Genomic DNA, 19,768 nt, shown 5'->3' on the forward strand with positions numbered 1-19,768 from the left:
TTGTCACCGCTCGGCCCCCTCCGGCGGGACCTAAGTCCTTCCTTTTCGGGACCAAGGTCCCGTGACCACGGCTACGCTGGCGCGTCGTGGAACCCGGACTGTTAACCGCCAAAGTCGCGTCCGCCGCCGTCACCCCGCTCATCCGCAAGCTGTTCACGGCCGAACCCGCCGGTGCCGGTCTGGCCGAGCAACCCGTCCGGATCTCCTCGTACGTCTCCTTCCGGGGCGAGCAGCGCACGCTCGGGCAGGCGGATCTGCGCGCCCTCGCCGCCAAGCTGGTCAGGGCCGCCCTGCGGTCCGGCGAGCGGCCGGTCCCGGCCGACGAGGAGCGGGCCGTGGCCGACGCGCTCGCCCGGACCCTCCACGCCCTGGGCGAGCTCACCCTCAGCGACGCCGAGGCGGTCGCCCTGGGCCACCGGGAGCTCGCCCGCGAGCTGCGCCGCGCGGGCGACCACCCCGAGCGCCACCTCTCCGCCGACGCCACCCACTTCTACGAACGCCTCCTCGACACCGCCTGTCTGCACATCCTGAACTTCTTCACCCAGCGCTCCACCTTCGTGGCCGCGACCCTGGTCGAGCAGAGTCGGCAACAGAGCGAACTCATCGCCCGTATGGATGAATTGATCGCGCGGACACCGCGCCCGGACGCTCAGGACGGGAAGTTCGAGGCGCGCTACCTCGCGCATCTGGCGAAGAAGCACGGCAAGTTGACGATCTACGGGATCGATCTCGCCAACTCGCCGCGCAAATGGCCGCTGGACACCGCGTACCTGCGGCTGGAGGTGGTGGGGCCGAGCGCCGTGACCTGGCACAAGGACCGCGCGAGCGCCGGGGAGGACTTCGCTCCGCGCCCCGCCGACCGTGTCCTGGCCGACCACGAGCGCGTACTGCTGCGCGGCGAGGCCGGATCCGGCAAGACCACGCTCGTGCAGTGGCTCGCCCTGTCCGCCGCGCGCGACGACCTCGACCACGGGACCGCGTACCTCTACGACCGCATCCCGTACGTCCTGCCGCTGCGCACCCTGACCCGCCACGGCGCCCGGCTGCCCGCGCCCAAGGACTTCCTGGCCGCCGTCGGCTCCCCGCTGGCGGGCGAGCAGCCGCCGCGCTGGGAGTCCAGGGTCCTGGAGGACGGGCGCGGCCTGATCCTGGTCGACGGCATCGACGAGATCCCGGACGCCGAGCGCGCCCACACCCGGGCCTGGCTCAGCGATCTGATCGAGGCCTACCCCGGCAACCGCTGGCTGGTCACCTCGCGCCCCTCGGCGGTCGGCGAGGACTGGCTCGGCGACGAGGGCTTCACCGAGCTCACGCTCTGCCCGATGAGCCCGGCGGACGTGGCCGCGTTCGTCCGGCGCTGGCACACGGCGGCACGGACCGGGACCGACGACGACGAGCTCACCGCGTACGAAAGCCAGCTCCTCGAAGCCGTGCGCGCCAAACCCGACCTCGGGCGGCTCGCCACCAACCCGCTGATGTGCGGCCTGATCTGCGCCCTCCACCGCGACCGGCGCGGCTTCCTGCCCTACGGCCGCAAGGACCTCTACGACGCGGCGCTCTCCATGCTGCTGATCCGCCGCGACCGCGAGCGCGACATGCGGGTGCCCGAGCGCCGCCAGGAGCCGCAGATCCAGCTCCTCCAGCAGCTCGCGTACTGGCTGATCCGCAATGGCCGCACCGAGATGGACCGCACCCGCGCCGAGACGATCATCGCGGATCTGCTCCCCTCCGTACCGGAGCTGGCCGAGCTCGGCGACGCGCGGGCCGTCTTCGAGCACTTCCTGCACCGCAGCGGCCTGCTGCGCGAACCGGCCCCCGGCACCGTCGACTTCATCCACCGCACCTTCCAGGACTACCTGGGCGCGCGGGCCGCCGTGGAGGCGGGCGACCTCGGCCTCCTCGTCGCCCACTCCGCCGACGACCAGTGGGAGGACGTCATCCGCATGGCCGTCGCCCACGCGCGCCCGCGCGAGCGCGTGGAGCTGTTCGGAGAGCTGCTGCGGTACGGAGACGAGCACACCGGCACGGCCGTGCGCACCCGCGTCCACCTGCTCGCGGCCACCTGCCTGGAGCACGCGCCCGAACTCGCCGCCGAGGTACGGACGGAGGTCGAGCGGCGCACGGCCGCGCTGATCCCGCCGCGCGACCTGGTGGCCGCGCGGGCGCTCGCGGCGGCGGGCCCGATGATCCTGGACCTGCTGCCGGGGCCGGAGGGGCTGGACAAGTACACGGCCGAGCTGGTCGTCACCGCCGCCTCGTACGTGGAGTCGGAGCGCGCGATCGCCTTCCTGGCCCGCTTCGGCAGCCACCCGGCCCGGCGGGTGAGGGCCCAGCTCGTCTGGTCCTGGGGCCGGTTCGACACCCGGCAGTACGCCGACGAGGTCATCGCCGGGATCGACCCCGAGGACGTCCTCTTCACGGTCACCTCGGACGAGCAGCTGCGCGCCCTGCGGACGCTCGGCACCCGGCCGCAGCTGGAGACGCGCGGCGAGGTGTCGGCCCAGGCCCTGCGGGCGTACGCGGCCGAGGCCTCGCCGACCCGGGTGCGGCTGCGGGAGAACCCGACGCTGGAGGACCTGTCGTTCCTGGCGGGCCCGCTCACCGATCTGGGCGTACGCGACTGCCCCCGGTTGACGGACCTCTCCGGCCTCCACGACAAGCCGCTGACGGAGCTGTCGCTGAGCGGGATCGGCAACGCGGACCTGAGCCCGCTCGCCTCCCTGCGCCACCTCCGCGCGCTCACCCTCACCGGCGACCGGCTGAAGTGGTCACCGGCCGCGCTCCCGGCGGCGGCCCCGCTGGAGACGCTCGACGTCACGGGGGTGGCGGCGGCCGACCTGCGGGGCCTGGCCGACAGCGCCACGGCCCTGACCGGCCTCTACCTCGGCCCGTGGAGCAGCCCGGAGAGCCCGGAGGAGTGGGCGGAGGTGGCCCGTGTCCCCCGGCTGCGCACCTTGCAGGTGACCGGCACGTCGCTGTCCACCGCCCCCGCCGGGCTCGCCCTGCCGTCCGTGTTCCAGGTCTATCTGACCGACCACGTGCCGCCGACCGCCCTCGCCCGGCTCGCGGCCCTCTTCCCGCGCCTGCACGTGCTGAACCTGTGGGCGCAGCAACGGGAGTACGACGTGAGCCGCCTCGCGGCCCCGCCGACGCTGCTCCAGATCAATGTCCAGGCCAGCCATACGGTGACCGGGACGGACCGGCTCCCGGAAGGGGTCGAGGTACGCGCCGGTGGGACGGTGGCGACGTGAGCGACTTCCAGGGCTCCCGCCATGTCGTGGGGGTGTTCGGGGCGATGCAGGGCACGGGTGTGCTGATCGGCTCCGGGCTGGTGCTCACCTGCGCGCATCTCGGGCTCGACGACGAAACGACGATCGAGGTGCCCGGGCTGGCCGGGAAGACCGCGTGCCATGTGGTCTGGCAGGACCCGGGCCTCGACGCCGCCCTGCTGTCCTGCGGCTCGGGGTGGGGGCTGATCTCGCAGCTGTCCGGGGCCCGGCTCGGCGTGGTCGCCACCGAACGGCCGCTCCCCTACTGCGAGATCATCGGCTTTCCGGACGTCCAGCGGTACGACGGCGACCGGCTGGACCTCGACCAGTTCACCGGGACCGTCCTGCCCGTCGCGGGCCGCCTCCGCCAGAAGCTGACCTTCGAGTTCGACCGCCCGCCCGCGAGGGAGCGGCGCGACGGAAGCTCCCCGCTCGCCGGGCTCTCGGGTGCGCCCGTGTTCGTGGGCGAGACGGTGGTCGGCCTGGTCAAGGAGGTGCCGCAGGGGCGCGGGCACCGACGAGTGGAGTGCGTACCGGTGGCGGCGCTCTCCGCGAAGGCGGAGTTCACCTCCTGGTGCGCCGACTTCGACGTACCCCAGAAGCTGGACATGGTCGCCGGACAGCACGCGGACGACATCGCGTACGAGGCGGAGTACGCCAAGGCCCTGCGCGCCCAGTACCGCCGCACCCGGATCTTCGGGCTCGACGACCTGAACCGGCACGACGCGGAGTGGGACCTGGACACCGCGTATCTGAGCCTGGAGGCACAGCCGAAGGGGTCCCGGGAGCGCGGTCTTCCCGACGCCGGGGCGCCCCAGCGCATCGACGCGCTGCTCGCCTCCCGCCCGCGCGTCCTGCTGCGGGGCGAGGCGGGCGCGGGCAAGACGACCCTGGTGTGGTGGCTGGCCGCGCACGCGGCGGCGGGCACGCTCGGGCCCCAACTGGCCGATCTGAACGGCCTGGTGCCGTTCGTCGTGCCGCTGCGCACCCTGCGCGCCCAGGGCGGCGCCTATCCGCTGCCCGGCCAGCTTCCGTACGCCGCGCGGCTGGTGATCGACGAGGCCCCGGAGGGGTGGGCCGCACGGGTCCTGAAGTCCGGGCGGGCGATGCTGCTCGTGGACGGGCTCGACGAGGTCCCCCAGGACGACCGCGAGGAGGCCCACCGCTGGATCTCCAACCTCCTGGAGCGCTATCCGCAGGTGCGGTGCGTGGCGACCGTACGCCCGCTCGCGGTGGAGCCGGGGTGGCTGCGGCGCGCCGACTTCGAGGAGCTGCGGCTGCTGCCGATGCGGGACGAGGACATCCAGGCGTTCGTGACCGCCTGGCACCGGGCGGCCCGGCTCGACAGCGACCCGCACGAGCCGCTGGACGAGCTGGAACGGGATCTGGCCCACCAGTTCCGCACCAACGCGACGCTGGCCGCCCTGGCCCGTACGCCCCTGCTCTGCGCGGTCATCTGCGCCCTGCACCGGCTGCGTCAGGGCTTCCTGCCGAAGACCCGCTGGGACCTGTACCAGTCGGCCCTGCGCATGCTCCTCGGCAACCGCGACGAGCGCCGCAAGGTGGGCGCGCCGGAGCGGATCACCCTCACGGTGGAGGAGTCCACGCAGCTGCTCCAGCGGATCGCGGTGTGGCTGGTGCGGGAGGGACAGACGGAGTTCACGGCGGAACAGGCCGGGCTGCAGATTCTGCGCGCCCTGCCGGGAATGCCACGCGTACGGGAACAGGGCACCCCGGAGCTGGTCCTGCGCCACCTCCTCAACCGCAGCGGCCTGCTCCAGGAACGCGGCAGCGACGTCTACCAGTTCACGCATCGCACCTTCCAGGACTTCCTGGCGGCGAAGGAACTGGTGGAGGACGACCACATCAAGGAGTTGGTCCAGCACGCGGCGGAGGAACAGTGGCAGGACGTGGTTCTGCTGGCGGCTGGGCATTGCGGGCGGAGCCAACTGCCGGTACTGGTCAAGGGATTACTCAAGGTGAAGGGGCGGCAAGCGTACGAAGCCCATGTACTGGCCGCGCTCTGCGCCCAGTATGCGGCGTGGCTCGACGAGCAGACCAGTGAACGGGTGAAACGGAGTATCGCGGCTCTGTTGCCGCCGAGGAACTCGTACGTGATCCCTTTACTAGCCCGTCTTGGCCCCACCCTGCTCCCTCAGTTGCCCATGCCTGACGCCATCGGGGTCAATTCATACGAGGCGGGCGGTATTGCCGCGCTCATCAGCAGGATCGGCGGGGGCGAGGCCATCCCCTACGCGCGCGCCTGGGCCTCTCACGGCCGTGTGGCGGCGCATGCGTTCGCGAGCGCATGGGACCGCTACCCCACCGCCGCATACGCGCGCGAGGTGCTCTCGCAGATCTCATGGACGGACATCCCTTTGCCTGTCACGTCGAAAGACCAACTGGACGAGGTTCGAACTCTCTCGGACGTCCAAGAGGTGCTCATCGCGGGCAACTTCACCGCCGAGGAACTGACGGGCCCTCTGGACGACCTGTCGCTCGTCTTCCTACAGATGCTGTCCAACGATGCCCTATCCAGTCTTTCCTTCCTCCGTGGTGTCCGTGGACTTCGTCGGCTGACCGTTAGCCGCTGCTCCGTCCTCGAAGACTTCTCCGCTCTTACGGGGCTCACAGCCCTCGAATCCCTCCATCTCAGCGGGGTGGGAGCCAATGGCCTGGCAGCGGTACCAGCGCATACCGGAGTCACGGACTTGTACGTGGAGGTGCTGGGAGATCCGAGCGGGCTGGATGCATGGCAGGGGCTGTCACACTTGTCGGTGCCGGGAGCACCGGACCCGGCAGGTCTCCTCGCTCAGGTGGCGAGAATGCCGAGGCTCGCTTCTTTGGACTTCAGGGTGGGCATTCCGTCGGAGCTCCTCAGTGGCACACCTTGCCCGCAGATCCGCACAGTCCATCTGGACGTGTCGAACACCGTCGCCGATTACCAGCAGCTGCTTCGGCCGTTCGCCTCGCTGGAAACGCTGCACCTCACGGACCTCATCAGGCCGCGGCTGAGCCGTGAAGAACGCAAACAACTCCGCACGTTCTCCGGAGTAACCGTCACCGTGAACGGCCAGCCCCTCTGACCGTACGCACGAAAAAGGGGCTGCCCCGGTCCGTACGGACCGGGGCAGCCCCTCAAGACGAGCCCGTGGAGGCTACGCCTCCTTGCTCAGGTTCGGGCCGGCGCCGCCGGCCGCCTGCTCGATCGGCGGGACGTCCGGCAGGGCCGACTTCTCCTCGCCGCGGAAGGTGAACTTCTTCGCCTCGCCGTCGCCCTCGGTGTCGACGACCACGATGTGGCCCGGGCGCAGCTCGCCGAAGAGGATCTTCTCCGAGAGGATGTCCTCGATCTCGCGCTGGATGGTGCGGCGCAGCGGGCGCGCGCCCATGATCGGGTCGTAGCCCTTCTTCGCCAGGAGCGACTTCGCGTCCGCGCTGAGCTCGATGCCCATGTCGCGGTCCTTCAGGCGCTCGTCCACCTTGGCGATCATGAGGTCGACGATCTGGATGATGTCTTCCTCGGTGAGCTGGTGGAAGACCACCGTGTCGTCGACACGGTTCAGGAACTCGGGGCGGAAGTGCTGCTTCAGCTCCTCGTTGACCTTGGCCTTCATCCGCTCGTAGCCGGTCTTCACATCGCCCTGGGCGGCGAAGCCCAGGTTGAAGCCCTTGGAGATGTCCCGGGTGCCGAGGTTCGTGGTCATGATGATGACCGTGTTCTTGAAGTCGACGACCCGGCCCTGGGAGTCGGTCAGACGACCGTCCTCCAGGATCTGGAGCAGGGAATTGAAGATGTCCGGGTGGGCCTTTTCGACCTCGTCGAAGAGGACGACGGAGAACGGCTTCCGGCGGACCTTCTCGGTCAGCTGGCCGCCCTCTTCGTAACCCACGTATCCGGGCGGGGAACCGAAGAGGCGCGAGACCGTGTGCTTCTCGCTGAACTCCGACATGTCGAGGGAGATCAGCGCGTCCTCGTCGCCGAAGAGGAATTCGGCGAGCGTCTTGGAGAGCTCGGTCTTACCGACACCGGACGGGCCGGCGAAGATGAACGAGCCACCGGGGCGCTTCGGGTCCTTCAGACCCGCACGGGTGCGCCGGATCGCCTGGGAGAGCGCCTTGATGGCGTCCTTCTGGCCGATGACGCGCTTGTGGAGCTCGTCCTCCATGCGCAGCAGGCGGGAGGACTCCTCCTCGGTGAGCTTGAAGACGGGAATGCCGGTCGCGGTCGCGAGGACCTCGGCGATGAGCTCGCCGTCGACCTCGGCGACGACGTCCATGTCGCCGGCCTTCCACTCCTTCTCGCGCTTGGCCTTCGCGGCGAGCAGCTGCTTCTCCTTGTCGCGGAGAGAGGCCGCCTTCTCGAAGTCCTGGGAGTCGATGGCCGACTCCTTGTCGCGGCGCACGCCCGCGATCTTCTCGTCGAACTCGCGGAGGTCCGGCGGCGCGGTCATCCGGCGGATGCGCATCCGGGAGCCGGCCTCGTCGATCAGGTCGATCGCCTTGTCCGGCAGGAAGCGGTCCGAGATGTACCGGTCGGCCAGCGTCGCGGCCTGGACCAGCGCCTCGTCCGTGATGGACACGCGGTGGTGGGCCTCGTACCGGTCGCGCAGACCCTTGAGGATCTCGATGGTGTGCGGCAGCGACGGCTCGGCGACCTGGATGGGCTGGAAGCGCCGCTCGAGGGCCGCGTCCTTCTCCAGGTGCTTGCGGTACTCGTCGAGCGTGGTGGCGCCGATGGTCTGGAGCTCACCGCGGGCCAGCATCGGCTTCAGGATCGAGGCCGCGTCGATGGCGCCCTCGGCGGCACCCGCACCCACGAGCGTGTGCAGCTCGTCGATGAACAGGATGATGTCGCCGCGGGTGCGGATCTCCTTGAGGACCTTCTTCAGGCGCTCCTCGAAGTCACCGCGGTAGCGGGAGCCGGCGACCAGCGCGCCGAGGTCCAGGGTGTAGAGGTGCTTGTCCTTGAGGGTCTCGGGCACCTCGCCCTTGACGATGGCCTGCGCCAGGCCCTCGACGACCGCCGTCTTGCCGACGCCGGGCTCGCCGATGAGCACCGGGTTGTTCTTGGTACGGCGGGACAGCACCTGCATGACCCGCTCGATCTCCTTCTCGCGCCCGATGACCGGGTCGAGCTTGGACTCACGAGCGGCCTGGGTGAGGTTCCGGCCGAACTGGTCGAGGACGAGGGAGGTCGAAGGCGTGCCCTCGGCCGGGCCGCCCGCGGTGGCGGCTTCCTTGCCCTGGTAGCCGGAGAGCAGCTGGATGACCTGCTGCCGGACCCGGTTGAGATCGGCGCCCAGCTTCACGAGGACCTGGGCGGCGACGCCCTCGCCCTCGCGGATCAGGCCGAGCAGGATGTGCTCGGTGCCGATGTAGTTGTGGCCGAGCTGGAGGGCCTCGCGGAGCGACAGCTCCAGGACCTTCTTGGCACGCGGCGTGAAGGGGATGTGACCGGACGGGGCCTGCTGGCCCTGACCGATGATCTCCTCCACCTGCTGACGGACCGCCTCAAGAGAAATCCCGAGGCTCTCCAGGGCCTTAGCGGCGACACCCTCACCCTCGTGGATCAGGCCCAGGAGAATGTGCTCGGTGCCGATGTAGTTGTGGTTGAGCATCCGGGCTTCTTCCTGAGCCAGGACGACAACCCGCCGCGCGCGGTCGGTGAACCTCTCGAACATCGTTAATCGCTCCTCAGAGCGGTCGGGCAGTAAGGGGTCGGTCCCCTCCCTGTCCTTCCGCATGCTAGTCCCGTGGGACGGGACAGCTCATTCCAACTGCCGACATCCGACCCGATCACCCCCGCCCAGGCGGGGAAACTTGCTGCCGAACTGTCGACAACTGCTCCAACTCGATGGTGCGAGACGATGTTCCCGCAGGCCAGGCAGATACCCCTGTCTCCAGTACGCCGATGGCGAACGCGAGACGGCCCGGCGAGCTTCTCGCCCCTCCCCACTAGGAATGTCTTACCCGTAAGCACTGACAGTCCATGCGGCGCGCCCTGGTTCCCTCAGCTACGGGCGAACACACTTGCGCCGCCGAATGCTTCCGCGCGCCCCCGATGTGCCTACGGAACGCATCCGTCCGGAAACTCTGCGTAACTCCGGGACGTTTCAGGAGTTGCTCCGGTCATGGCCCTCACCGTGCCCTCCCCCCGCGCCCCGCTCGGCCGGCCGCTCGCCCAGTGGTACGAGCGGGAGCTCGGCTGGGCCGTGGAGGCGGGGCCGCCGGTGCGGCTCCTGACGGGGCTGCGCTTCGACGTGCTCGACCTCCCGGCGCCCGCCGGTGCCGCCCTGCTCGGGAGGTACGGGAGCACCGGCCCGGTCGCCCTCGTGGGGCGCCGGATGCGGTTCCTGGTGGCCGCGGGCAGCGCGGAGGAGCTGCCGGGGCTGCTCGACTGGCTGGAGTGGGGCGGCGTCGGCCTGGACCTGACGGCCGTCGGCGCCGACGGCCGGATCACCGCTCCCCTGCCGCCCGGCTGGAGCGTGCCGCCCGGCCGGGACGGCTCGCGGGAGACCGCCGTGTGGCTGCGGCCTCCCGAGCCGGGGTGCGAGGTAGAAGCAACCCTTCCGGCTTTCGCCGGATTCGCCGGTCCCAAGGGCGGCGGGGGCGGTGGGGGCACCCCCGACCTCGTCCGGCTGGTGGACGCGGCGGCGACGGAATGCCACCGGGCCCGCTTGTTCCCCACGAAATCGGTAACCGGCTCCGCACTCGCCCCCGAGAGGGCCGGCGCGAAGAGGTCGGGTAAGGCGGGAACTCAGCCGTTCGCCTTCTCGTAGGCCTCGCGGATATCGGCCGGGACGCGTCCGCGGTCGTTCACGTTGTAGCCCTGCTCCTTGGCCCACTTGCGGATCTGGGCGGTGTCCTGGCTGCCCGTCGCAGCGCCACGGGCCTTGCCCCGGCCGCCGGCCGCGCGGCCACCGGTGCGCCGACCGCTCTTGGTGTACGGGTCGAGCAGACCCCGCAGCTTGTCCGCGTTGGCGGTGGTGAGGTCGATCTCGTAGGTCTTGCCGTCGAGAGCGAACGTCACGGTCTCGTCCGCCTCGCCGCCGTCGAGGTCATCGACAAGAAGGACCTGAACCTTCTGTGCCACCGGATTTCCTTTCATCGAAAATGCAGTACGCGGAAAGGAAACCGCTTTTGCCTGGAAAACACAAACCCCCGGCAGAGGTTCAGGGACCTTGCACAGCGGGAAACGTACGCGATTCGGACATAGGGCTCTGCCGGTTCCGCCGGGTTCCCGCGATCACAGGTGCAGAAGCATCCGGCTGTTGCCCAAGGTGTTCGGCTTCACTCGTTCGAGACCCAGGAACTCGGCGACACCCTCGTCATACGAGCGCAGCAGCTCGCTGTAGACATCGGTGTCGACCGGAGTCTCCCCGATCTCGGTGAAGCCGTGCTTCGCGAAGAAGTCCACTTCGAAGGTGAGACAGAAAACCCTGCGGACCCCGAGCCAGCGGGCGGTGCCGAGCAGCTTGTCGAGCACCAGATGCCCCACTCCGGCGCCCTTGAACTCGCGGTCCACCGCGAGAGTGCGCACTTCGGCGAGGTCTTCCCACATCACGTGCAGCGCGCCGCAGCCGACCACCCGGGCATCACTGTCGCGTTCCGCTACCCAGAACTCCTGGATGTCCTCGTAAAGCGTCACGGTCGCTTTGTCGAGCAGGATCCCCGCGCCGACGTACGCGTCGAGAAGGCGGCGGACCGCCGGGACATCGCTGGTCCTGGCCCGGCGGACGGTGACGGCATTTGCGGGGGCATAAGACATGACCGGACGCTATCGCCCCGCGTCCTCGGCAGTCCCATCGGGTTCTGCGGGTTGTGCGCTCTCTTGCGGATCGGCCGGATCCGGGTTGTCCTCGGGCGGTCCCACCATCCGTACGGCATCGCGCAGGGACTCGCGCTGCTCGGGCGACATCATGCCGAAGAAGGCGACCAGAGCGGCCGCGGGGTTGTCACTCTGCGACCACGCTTCGTTCATCAGTGCGGCCGCGTAGGCGGCCCGGGTGGAGACCGCGGTATATCGATAGGCACGGCCGTCGACTTCCCGGCGTACCCAGCCCTTCTGATGGAGATTGTCCATTACGGTCATCACGGTCGTGTACGCGATGGACCGTTCCTGCTGAAGGTCTTCCAGGACTTCCCGGACGGTGACCGGACGGTTCCACTGCCAGACGCGCGTCATGACGGCGTCTTCCAGCTCTCCCAATTGGCGAGGCACATCTGCACCATAGTGGGAGATGTCCTGAATGGCTGGTTATTTACGGTGGTGAACAGCAAAAAGAGCGCGCGCCCCTGATATGGGTCGCGCGCCCTTGACGCGTGAAACGCGCCGTGCGGCCTGGAAGGGCCGCGGGTTCTGTCGCCGGTCAGGCCTGGCCGGTGGTCGGCCGCTGCTGGGCGGCCTCGGCGCGGGCGAGCGCGGCGTCCACGGCCGCGTCCTCCTTGCCCTTGTTGGGGCCGCCCTGGCTCTTGACGATCGTCACGATGAGCCCGATGAAGAAGACGGCCATCACCACGGGGGGAACGAGCGCGGAAACGTAGTCCATGCCGACCAGAGTAGCTACCCGGCGGCGCGGGCGGCGGGCGGGGGCAGGGGCTTTCGGCGCGGCGGGAACACCTCGCCGGGGGTGGGGATGGGGCGGGGCGCCTTGGGCTGCGGCCGGGCGGGCGCGGGCTCGGACTTGGGCTGGGGGCGGGGCTGCGTCGGGTCCTGCGCGGCGGCGCGGCCGCCCGGCAGGGCGAGGAGCCGGGTGCGCGGGCCGGGGGTCACGGCGGCGAGCCGCGCCCGTACGGAGTGCTCGGCCAGGCGCCGGCACCGTTCGAGCAGGGCGGCGGCCACGGGGAGCGCGCGCAGCCCGCGCAGCGCCGCCAGGTCGTCCGGGGTCGGGTCGTAACCGGCCGCCAGGGCGTCCTGGAGCAGCTCCAGATAGCCCGGGGCGGAGCCGGGCAGGGCGGTGCGGTAGCGGGCGAGGTCGGCCAGCAGGAAGGCGCGCAGCCGGTTCGCCTCGCGGACGGCCTCGTCCACGGAGCCGGCTAGCCGTAGGCAGTCGTGGACGTCCGCGTCCGCGAGGGGGGCAGGGTGGAGGGCGACGGCGAGAGCACGTCTGAGCACACGCAGCTCGTCTGCGCTGAACGCCATTCCGCCGCGGGATCCGTAGGGCGTGGGCATGACCCGACAATACGTCGTAAATGGACAAAATCCGTTTAATGGCCCCGCCCGGGCGAGTTGAATTCCCCACCCCGCCCCTTCCGGAAAGTCCTCTGGCGGACGGCCGGGTTCGTCGGCTGCGGGCCCGTGGGGGCTGGTCGCGCAGTTCCCCGCGCCCCTAGGTAGTTAGGGGCGCGGGGAACTGCGCGACCAGTTGGGGACGGGCCGCAGACGAACGCAACGGGGTCCGGGGCACAGCCCCCAGCGCAGCTACATGCGGGAGATGTTGCGTTCGTACACCAGGCGCAAGCCGATCAGCGTCAGCCACGGCTCGTGTTCGTCGATCACGTGGGCCTCGCCCAGGACCATCGGGGCCAGGCCGCCCGTGGCGATGACCGTGACGTCGGCCGGGTCGCCCCCGGGGCCCACCAGCTCGCGGGCCATCCGGGTCACGACCCCGTCGACCTGCCCGGCGAACCCGTACACGATCCCCGCCTGCATCGCCTCGACCGTGTTCTTGCCGATCACCGCCCGCGGCCGGGCCAGTTCGATCTTGCGGAGCTGCGCGCCCTTGACGCCGAGCGCCTCGACCGAGATCTCGATGCCGGGGGCGATCACCCCGCCCGCGTACTCACCGCGCGCGCTCACCGCGTCGAACGTCGTCGCCGTGCCGAAGTCGACGACGATCGCCGGGCCCCCGTACAGCTCGACCGCCGCGACCGCGTTGATGATGCGGTCCGCGCCGACCTCCTTGGGGTTGTCCATCAGGATCGGGACGCCGGTCTTGATGCCGGGCTCGACCAGGACCGCGGGGACGTCGCCGTAGTAGCGGCGCGTCACCTCGCGCAGCTCGTGCAGCACCGACGGCACCGTCGAGCAGATCGCGATGCCCTCGATGTTGTCGCCCAGCTCGGCCCCGAGCAGCGGGTGCATGCCCATCAGACCGTTGAGCAGGACCGCCATCTCGTCCGCGGTGCGGCGCGGGTCGGTGGAGATGCGCCAGTGCTCGACGACCTCCTCGCCGTCGAACAGGCCGAGGACCGTGTGCGTGTTGCCTACGTCGATGGTCAGCAGCATCGGTTACGCCGCCTCGCGCAGATCGAGCCCGATGTCGAGGATCGGCGAGGAGTGGGTGAGCGCGCCGACCGCCAGGTAGTCGACGCCCGTCGCCGCGTACTGCGCCGCGGTCTCCAGGGTGAGGCGGCCCGAGGACTCCAGGAACGCCCGGCCGCCCACGAGTTCCACCGCGCGCGCCGTCTGCTCCGGCGTGAAGTTGTCCAGCAGGATCAGGTCCGCGCCCGCCTCCAGGACCTCGGTGACCTGGTCGAGCGTGTCGACCTCGACCTCGATCGCCACCTCCGGGAACGTCTCCCGTACGGCCTTGAAGGCCTCGGCGACGCCGCCCGCGGCCACCACGTGGTTGTCCTTGACCAGCGCCGCGTCGGAGAGCGACATGCGGTGGTTGACGCCGCCGCCGCAGCGCACCGCGTACTTCTCCAGGGCGCGCAGCCCCGGCGTCGTCTTGCGGGTGTCGCGCACCTTCGCGCTCGTGCCCTCCAGGGCGTCCGCCCACGCGCGCGTGGCGGTCGCGATGCCGGACAGGCGGCACAGCAGGTTGAGCGCGCTGCGCTCGGCGGTGAGCAGGTCGCGGGTGCGCGTGGTGACGCTCAGCAGCTTCTGGCCCGCCTCGACGCGGTCGCCGTCGGCGACGTGCCGCTCGACCTCGAACTCCTCGGTGCACACGATCGACAGGATCGCCTCGGCGACCCGCAGGCCCGCGACCGTACCGGCCTCGCGGGCGGTGAAGTCGCCGGTGGCGACGGCGTCTTCGGGGACGGTCGCCGCGGTCGTCACGTCCACACCGCCGTCGAGGTCCTCCTCGATGGCGACGTGCGCGATGTCCTCGACCTGGACCGGGTCCAGGCCCGACTCGGCGAGCAGCGCGGCCAGCGAGGGGTCGAGGCCGCACTCGTACACGTCCTCGTCGCCGCAGCCGCAGTCGTCGCCGCAGCCGCCTCCGCTCGCGGGGACGCCGATCTGGATCAGCGGTACGTCCACCGGCTCGGGACGGTGTTCGTCGGGGGTGCTCACGGTTACGGCTCCCTGGGGGCGTCGGCGACTGTCGGGGGGAAGTCTGCGGAATCGGTACGGCGGACGTCGAGCGTACGGTCCGGCGTCACCCGTACGACGAGGTGGCGGCGCCAGTCCTCGTCCCGGTCGGGCCGGTCCTCGCGCCAGTGGCAGCCGCGGGTCTCCTCGCGGGCGGCCGCGGCGGCGACCAGGACGCGCGCGACGAGCAGCAGGTTGGTGGTCTCCCACGCGTCCACGCCGGGCTCGGCGGCCTTGCGCTCGCCGGCGTCGTCGGCGTCGGCCCGGATCGCCTCCAGGCGGGCGGCGGCCTCGGCGAGGCTGTCGGCGGAGCGCAGCACGCCCGCGCCGTTCGTCATGATCCGCTGGATCTGGATGCGGGCCTCGGGGACGAGCAGCGGGCAGGTGGACGTGTCCCGGGGGGTGTCCGCGGGGGCGCTGGCCACGCGCGCGTGGCCGCCCGACGCGATGTCCGCCGCGATGCGCTCGGCGAAGACCAGGCCCTCCAACAGGGAGTTGGAGGCGAGCCGGTTGGCGCCGTGGACGCCGGTGCAGGCGACCTCGCCACACGCGTACAGGCCCGGGACCGTGGTGCGGCCGTGCAGGTCGGTGCGCACGCCGCCGGAGGCGTAGTGGGCGGCCGGGGCGACCGGGATGGGCTCGGTGACCGGGTCGATGCCGTGGGCGCGGCAGGCGGCCAGGATGGTGGGGAAGCGCTGCTCCCACATCTCGGCGCCGAAGTGCCGTGCGTCCAGGTACATGTGCAGGGTGCCGTGGGCCAGCATCTGGCCGGTGATCGCCTTGGCCACGATGTCGCGCGGCGCCAGTTCGGCCAGCTCGTGCTGCCCGAGCATGAAGCGCGTCCCGTCGGCGTCGACGAGGTGGGCGCCCTCTCCCCGTACCGCCTCGGAGACCAGCGGCTGCTGGCCCTCGGAGGCGGCGCCGAGGAAGAGCACCGTGGGGTGGAACTGGACGAACTCCAGGTCGGAGATCTCGGCGCCGGCCCGCAGCGCCAGGGCGACGCCGTCGCCGGTGGAGACCGCCGGGTTGGTGGTGGCGGAGAAGACCTGGCCCATGCCGCCGGTGGCGAGCACCACGGCGGGGGCGTGGACGGCCCCCACGCCGTCGTGCTGGCCCTCGCCCATGACGTGCAGGGTGATGCCCGCCGTGCGGCCCTCGTCGTCCCTGAGCAGGTCCAGTACGAGCGCGTTCTCGATGGTCCGCACGCCCCGCTCGCGGACCGCCTCGACCAGCGCGCGGGAGATCTCGGCGCCGGTGGCGTCGCCGCCCGCGTGGGCGATGCGGCGGCGGTGGTGGCCGCCCTCGCGGGTCAGCGAGATGGCGCCGGAGTCGTCGGTGTCGAAGTGGGCGCCGGTGGCGATCAGCCGCCGCACGGCGTCCGGGCCCTCGGTGACCAGGGTGCGCACCGCGGCCTCGTCGCACAGGCCCGCGCCGGCCACCAGCGTGTCGTCCAGGTGCTGTTGGGGGGTGTCGCCCTCGCCGAGGGCCGCCGCGATGCCGCCCTGCGCCCAGCGCGTGGAGCCGTCGTCGAGCCGCGCCTTGGTCACCACCACGGTGGTGAGGCCCGCGGCGGTGCAGCGCAGGGCCGCGGTCAGGCCCGCCACGCCCGAGCCGACGACCACCACGTCCGCGTCGATGGCCCAGCCGGGGGCGGGCGCGTCCAGTCGTATGCCGGTCCGGGTCGGACCGTCGGTCGTCCTGGTCATGCGGGGGCTCCGAAGTTCAGCGGGATGTTGTCGATCAGGCGGGTGGTGCCGACGCGCGCGGCGACCGCGAGGACCGCCTCACCGGCGAAGCCGTCCCGGGCCTCGTCGAACGTCGCCGGGTCGACCAGCGCCAGGTAGTCCAGGGTCAGCGGCGGCTCCGCCTTGGCGGCCTCGTCCAGGACGCTCTGGGCGGCGGCGCGCACGACCGCGGGGGACGGGCCCGCCGCCTCCACCGCGTACGCGTCGGCGGCCGCGCGGGCCTCGCCGATCCGGGAGAGCGCCAGGGCGCGCCCGGAGGAGGCGTGGGTGGCCGCGGCGCGCGCGTGGAGCGCGTGCTCGGCGGTCAGCCGGTCGCGGGCCGCGAACAGCGCGCGCGACAGCGCGAGCGCGGTGGTGCGGTCGGCCGGCGAGAGGTAGCGGTTGCGGCTGGAGAGGGCGAGCCCGTCGGCCTCGCGGACCGTGGGCACGCCGACGATCTCCACGGGGAAGTTGAGGTCGCGCGCCATGCGCCGGATCAGGGCGAGCTGCTGGGCGTCCTTCTGCCCGAACAGCGCCAGGTCGGGGGCGGTGAGGTGGAGCAGCTTGGCGACGACGGTGAGCATGCCGTCGAAGTGGCCGGGGCGGGAGGCGCCTTCGAGGCGCTCGCCCATCGGGCCCGCGGTGATGCGCACCTGCGGCTCGCCGCCGGGGTAGACCTCGTCCACGGAGGGCGCGAACACGGCGTCGGCGCCCGCCCGTCCGGCCAGCTCGATGTCGGCGTCCAGGGTGCGCGGATAGCGGTCGAGGTCCTCGCCCGCGCCGAACTGCAGCGGGTTCACGAAGACCGTGACGACGACCTGGCCGCCGGGGCCGACGCTCTCGCGCGCGGTGCGCACCAGGGTGGCGTGCCCCTCGTGCAGGGCGCCCATGGTCATGACGACGGCGCGGCGGCCGGAGCGCTCCAGGGCGGCCAGCTCGGCGGCGGTGCGGACCAGAAGGGTCATCGGTTCTCTCCGTCCGCGAGCACGCCCAGCAGGTCCTCGGCGAGCTCGGGCTTCAGCAGGCCGTGGGCGAGCGCCCGGTCGGCGGTCGTACGGGCCATGGCGAGGTATCCGGCGACGGTGCCGGGGGCGTGCTTGCGCAGCTCGGCGACGTGCGCCGCGACCGTGCCCGCGTCCCCGCGCGCGACGGGGCCGGTCAGGGCCGCGTCGCCGGAGCGCAGCGCGTTGTCGAGGGCCGCGCCCAGGAGCGGGCCGAGCATCCGGTCGGGGGCGGCGACGCCCGCGAGGCGCAGCAGCTCCATGGACTGGGCCACCAGGGTGACCAGGTGGTTCGCGCCGAGGGCGAGGGCCGCGTGGTAGAGCGGCCGGTTCTGCTCCTCGATCCACTCGGGCTCGCCGCCCATCTCGATGACCAGGGCCTCCGCGGCGAGCCGCAGCTCCTCGGGCGCGGTGACGCCGAACGAGCACCCGGCCAGGCGCTGGACGTCGACGGCGGTCCCGGTGAACGTCATCGCGGGGTGCAGGGCCAGCGGCAGCGCCCCCGCGCGCGTGGCGGGCGCGAGCACGTCCGTCCCGTACCGCCCGGAGGTGTGCACGAGCAGTTGGCCCGGGCGGATCGCGCCGGTCTCGGCGAGGCCCTCCACCAGGCCCGGCAGGGCGTCGTCGGGGACGGTGAGCAGCACCAGGTCGGCGGCGGCCAGCACCTCGGCGGGCGGCACCAGGGGCACGTCCGGCAGCAGGGTGGCGGCGCGGCGCACGGAGGCGTCCGACACGCCGGAGACCGCCACCGGGCGGTGCCCGGCGAGCTTCAGCGCGGCGGCGAGGGCGGGGCCGACCCGGCCGGCGCCGACGACTCCGACGGTCAGGCGGGCTGGGCGGGTTTCTGGTTGTGCGTTCACGCGGCGGGGCCTTCCGTTCCAGTCCGCGAGGGGTACCGGACGATTTCCCCGTCATGCTACGCCCAGCCCCCATAACCACTGTGGTTGTCCACAGGCTGTGGGCGATGATCGGCGCATGGAAGATCAACGAGCTGCGGACGACCGGCACGGCCGGACCGAGGACGACGCGGAACGGACCGCCCCGGGCGGCGACGGCGGGCAGGACGCGCGGCTGCGCCGGATCGCGGCCTGGCGCGCCTCGGAGCGCACCCTGTGCCGGATGCCCGGCGAGTTCAGCATGGGCGAGCGGCTGACCGCGCTGGCCGCCGACGCGCGCGCGGTGTACGACACCACCGAGATGCCGGACTTCTACGGCGACGGCCCGGTCGCCGAGCTGGAGCGGCGCACCGCCGACGTGCTCGGCTTCCCGGCGGCGGCCTTCTTCCCCACCGGCACCATGGCCCAGCAGGCGGCGCTGCGCGCCTGGGCCGGGCGCACCGGGAACGCGACGGTGGCGCTGCACCCGCTCGCCCACCCCGAGGTGCACGAGCGGCGCGCCTTCGGCACGGTCAGCGGGCTGCGCACGGTCCACCCGACGACCGCGCCCCGGCTGCCCACGGCCCAGGAGGTACGGGACTTCGAGGAGCCCTTCGGCACGCTGATGCTGGAGCTGCCGCTGCGCGACGCCGGGTTCGTCCTGCCCACCTGGCAGGAGCTGACCGACGTCGTGGAGGCGGCCCGGGAGCGGGACGCGGTGGTGCACTTCGACGGCGCGCGGCTGTGGGAGTGCGCCGTGCACTTCGACCGCCCGCTGGAGGAGATCGCGCGGCTCGCGGACAGCGTCTACGTGTCGTACTACAAGACCCTGGAGGGCCTGTCGGGCGCCGCCCTGGTGGGGCCCGAGTCGCTGGTCGAGGAGACCCGCACCTGGCGCCACCGGTACGGGGGCCAGCTCTTCCAGCAGTATCCGGCGGCCCTGTCCGCGCTGGTAGGGCTCGACCGGGTGCTGCCGAAGCTCTCCTCGTACGTCACCCACGCGCGCGTGGTGGCCGAGGGGCTGGCGGACGGCTTCACCGAGGCGGGCGTGCCGTGGTTCCGGATCAACCCTCAGGTGCCGCACACCCACCAGTTCCATGTGTGGCTGCCGTACGAACCGGACGCCCTGGACGACGCCGGGCTCGGCCAGTCCGAGGAGACGGGCGTGACGCTCTTCCGCCGCTGGTTCCCGGCGAGCGCGGGCCCGCCCGGGGTCTCGTACACCGAGCTGACGGTGACGGAGCCGGGCCTTGAGTGGTCGGCGCGGGACGTACGGGAGGCGGTGGCGGAGTTCGTACGGAGGCTGGGCTAGGGCCTGTCCGACGGGTCAGCGGCAGGCCGGCGGGCGGTGCCGGAGCGGGGCGATGAGGCGGGTGAGGGCGGCGCGCAGCCGGCCCTCCGCGGGGCGGCCGGAGAGGACCGCTTCGAAGCGCCGGTAGTCACGGATTTCACGCAGGGTGCGCACGTCGTGCGTGCCCGGGAGCGGGGGCGGCACCTCCTGGAGGCGGGCCGCGCGGTAGGTGTCGAGCATGTGCTGCTGAATGGCGTCCATGCATCCAGGCTGCGCCGGTCGCGGCCGTCCGTCGCGCCGATTGACCAGGGGCGTCAAATGACGGGGGCGCTGTCAGTGGGGCGG

The 19,768-nt window shown here is 71.9% G+C and carries 16 protein-coding genes; 4 read left to right on the plus strand and 12 right to left on the minus strand.

Annotated features, from left to right (window positions below; translation table 11 throughout):
- Positions 1-86 precede the first annotated feature (86 nt).
- The gene (locus IE252_RS29925) at positions 87-3,251 is read left to right on the plus strand and encodes an NACHT domain-containing protein (RefSeq protein ID WP_190092556.1); all 3,165 of its coding nucleotides are present in this window, start codon (positions 87-89) and stop codon (positions 3,249-3,251) included.
- Positions 3,248-6,355 carry a serine protease gene (locus IE252_RS29930; RefSeq protein ID WP_229848862.1) on the plus strand — a complete coding sequence of 1,036 codons (3,108 nt, stop codon included), beginning with the start codon at positions 3,248-3,250 and terminating at the stop codon, positions 6,353-6,355. The genes IE252_RS29925 and IE252_RS29930 overlap by 4 nt, the downstream gene beginning before the upstream one ends.
- A gap of 72 nt (positions 6,356-6,427) precedes the next feature.
- Here the strand turns inward: IE252_RS29930 and IE252_RS29935 are convergent, their stop codons facing one another.
- Positions 6,428-8,953 (minus strand): ATP-dependent Clp protease ATP-binding subunit, encoded by a 2,526-nt coding sequence (locus IE252_RS29935; protein ID WP_101389435.1) that lies wholly within the window; start codon positions 8,951-8,953, stop codon positions 6,428-6,430.
- Between the two features lie 450 nt (positions 8,954-9,403).
- Here IE252_RS29935 and IE252_RS29940 point away from each other — a divergent pair, with 450 nt between their 5' ends.
- A complete protein-coding gene (locus IE252_RS29940; protein ID WP_190092557.1) occupies positions 9,404-10,051 on the plus strand; it encodes an SCO3374 family protein in 648 nt (215 codons plus the stop codon).
- Here the strand turns inward: IE252_RS29940 and IE252_RS29945 are convergent.
- The 10 genes from IE252_RS29945 to IE252_RS29990 all read right to left on the minus strand — a co-directional run bounded on the left by IE252_RS29945 (position 10,030) and on the right by IE252_RS29990 (position 18,117).
- Positions 10,030-10,365 (minus strand): histone-like nucleoid-structuring protein Lsr2, encoded by a 336-nt coding sequence (locus tag IE252_RS29945; protein ID WP_101389433.1) that lies wholly within the window; start codon positions 10,363-10,365, stop codon positions 10,030-10,032. The genes IE252_RS29940 and IE252_RS29945 overlap by 22 nt on opposite strands.
- 153 nt (positions 10,366-10,518) lie before the next feature.
- The gene (locus tag IE252_RS29950; protein WP_190092558.1) at positions 10,519-11,040 is read right to left on the minus strand and encodes an amino-acid N-acetyltransferase; all 522 of its coding nucleotides are present in this window, start codon (positions 11,038-11,040) and stop codon (positions 10,519-10,521) included.
- Between the two features lie 9 nt (positions 11,041-11,049).
- A complete protein-coding gene (locus tag IE252_RS29955) occupies positions 11,050-11,493 on the minus strand; it encodes a BlaI/MecI/CopY family transcriptional regulator (protein WP_190092559.1) in 444 nt (147 codons plus the stop codon).
- Between the two features lie 148 nt (positions 11,494-11,641).
- Positions 11,642-11,821 (minus strand): hypothetical protein, encoded by a 180-nt coding sequence (locus tag IE252_RS29960; protein ID WP_101389430.1) that lies wholly within the window; start codon positions 11,819-11,821, stop codon positions 11,642-11,644.
- A gap of 14 nt (positions 11,822-11,835) precedes the next feature.
- On the minus strand, positions 11,836-12,414 hold the full coding sequence (locus IE252_RS29965) for a single stranded DNA-binding domain-containing protein (RefSeq protein ID WP_190092651.1): 579 nt from the start codon (positions 12,412-12,414) through the stop codon (positions 11,836-11,838).
- A 279-nt stretch (positions 12,415-12,693) separates the two neighbouring features.
- Positions 12,694-13,500 carry a type III pantothenate kinase gene (locus IE252_RS29970; RefSeq protein WP_101389428.1) on the minus strand — a complete coding sequence of 269 codons (807 nt, stop codon included), beginning with the start codon at positions 13,498-13,500 and terminating at the stop codon, positions 12,694-12,696.
- Between the two features lie 3 nt (positions 13,501-13,503).
- Positions 13,504-14,514 (minus strand): carboxylating nicotinate-nucleotide diphosphorylase, encoded by a 1,011-nt coding sequence (gene nadC / locus IE252_RS29975; RefSeq protein WP_190092560.1) that lies wholly within the window; start codon positions 14,512-14,514, stop codon positions 13,504-13,506.
- 2 nt (positions 14,515-14,516) lie between these two features.
- Entirely contained in the window at positions 14,517-16,238 is a 1,722-nt protein-coding gene (locus tag IE252_RS29980; RefSeq protein WP_190092561.1) for an L-aspartate oxidase, read from the minus strand.
- Positions 16,235-17,221: a pantoate--beta-alanine ligase gene (gene panC, locus IE252_RS29985; protein WP_190092562.1), complete on the minus strand. Its 987-nt coding sequence runs from the start codon at positions 17,219-17,221 to the stop codon at positions 16,235-16,237. Before panC ends, IE252_RS29980 begins: the two co-directional genes overlap by 4 nt.
- Positions 17,218-18,117: a Rossmann-like and DUF2520 domain-containing protein gene (locus IE252_RS29990; protein WP_190092563.1), complete on the minus strand. Its 900-nt coding sequence runs from the start codon at positions 18,115-18,117 to the stop codon at positions 17,218-17,220. The genes panC and IE252_RS29990 overlap by 4 nt, the downstream gene beginning before the upstream one ends.
- Positions 18,118-18,232: 115 nt before the next feature.
- Between IE252_RS29990 and IE252_RS29995 the strand changes: the two genes are divergently transcribed.
- The gene (locus IE252_RS29995; protein WP_190092564.1) at positions 18,233-19,444 is read left to right on the plus strand and encodes a threonine aldolase family protein; all 1,212 of its coding nucleotides are present in this window, start codon (positions 18,233-18,235) and stop codon (positions 19,442-19,444) included.
- A 15-nt stretch (positions 19,445-19,459) separates the two neighbouring features.
- On the opposite strand, the gene IE252_RS30000 is transcribed toward IE252_RS29995, so the two are convergent.
- A complete protein-coding gene (locus IE252_RS30000) occupies positions 19,460-19,684 on the minus strand; it encodes a hypothetical protein (protein WP_190092565.1) in 225 nt (74 codons plus the stop codon).
- Positions 19,685-19,768: the final 84 nt, after the last annotated feature.

The organism is Streptomyces melanogenes, assembly GCF_014649795.1.
GTDB classification, from domain to species: Bacteria; Actinomycetota; Actinomycetes; order Streptomycetales; family Streptomycetaceae; genus Streptomyces; species Streptomyces noboritoensis.

Excerpts from the sequence above, each read along its gene's own strand:
- IE252_RS29935 (WP_101389435.1), bottom strand. The coding sequence starts at position 8,953 with ATGTTCGAGAGGTTCACCGACCGCGCGCGGCGGGTTGTCGTCCTGGCT.
- panC (WP_190092562.1), bottom strand. The coding sequence starts at position 17,221 with ATGACCCTTCTGGTCCGCACCGCCGCCGAGCTGGCCGCCCTGGAGCGC.
- IE252_RS29950 (WP_190092558.1), bottom strand. The coding sequence starts at position 11,040 with ATGTCTTATGCCCCCGCAAATGCCGTCACCGTCCGCCGGGCCAGGACC.
- IE252_RS29940 (WP_190092557.1), top strand. The coding sequence starts at position 9,404 with ATGGCCCTCACCGTGCCCTCCCCCCGCGCCCCGCTCGGCCGGCCGCTC.
- IE252_RS29970 (WP_101389428.1), bottom strand. The coding sequence starts at position 13,500 with ATGCTGCTGACCATCGACGTAGGCAACACGCACACGGTCCTCGGCCTG.
- IE252_RS30000 (WP_190092565.1), bottom strand. The coding sequence starts at position 19,684 with ATGGACGCCATTCAGCAGCACATGCTCGACACCTACCGCGCGGCCCGC.
- IE252_RS29995 (WP_190092564.1), top strand. The coding sequence starts at position 18,233 with ATGGAAGATCAACGAGCTGCGGACGACCGGCACGGCCGGACCGAGGAC.
- IE252_RS29960 (WP_101389430.1), bottom strand. The coding sequence starts at position 11,821 with ATGGACTACGTTTCCGCGCTCGTTCCCCCCGTGGTGATGGCCGTCTTC.
- IE252_RS29965 (WP_190092651.1), bottom strand. The coding sequence starts at position 12,414 with ATGGCGTTCAGCGCAGACGAGCTGCGTGTGCTCAGACGTGCTCTCGCC.
- IE252_RS29980 (WP_190092561.1), bottom strand. The coding sequence starts at position 16,238 with ATGACCAGGACGACCGACGGTCCGACCCGGACCGGCATACGACTGGAC.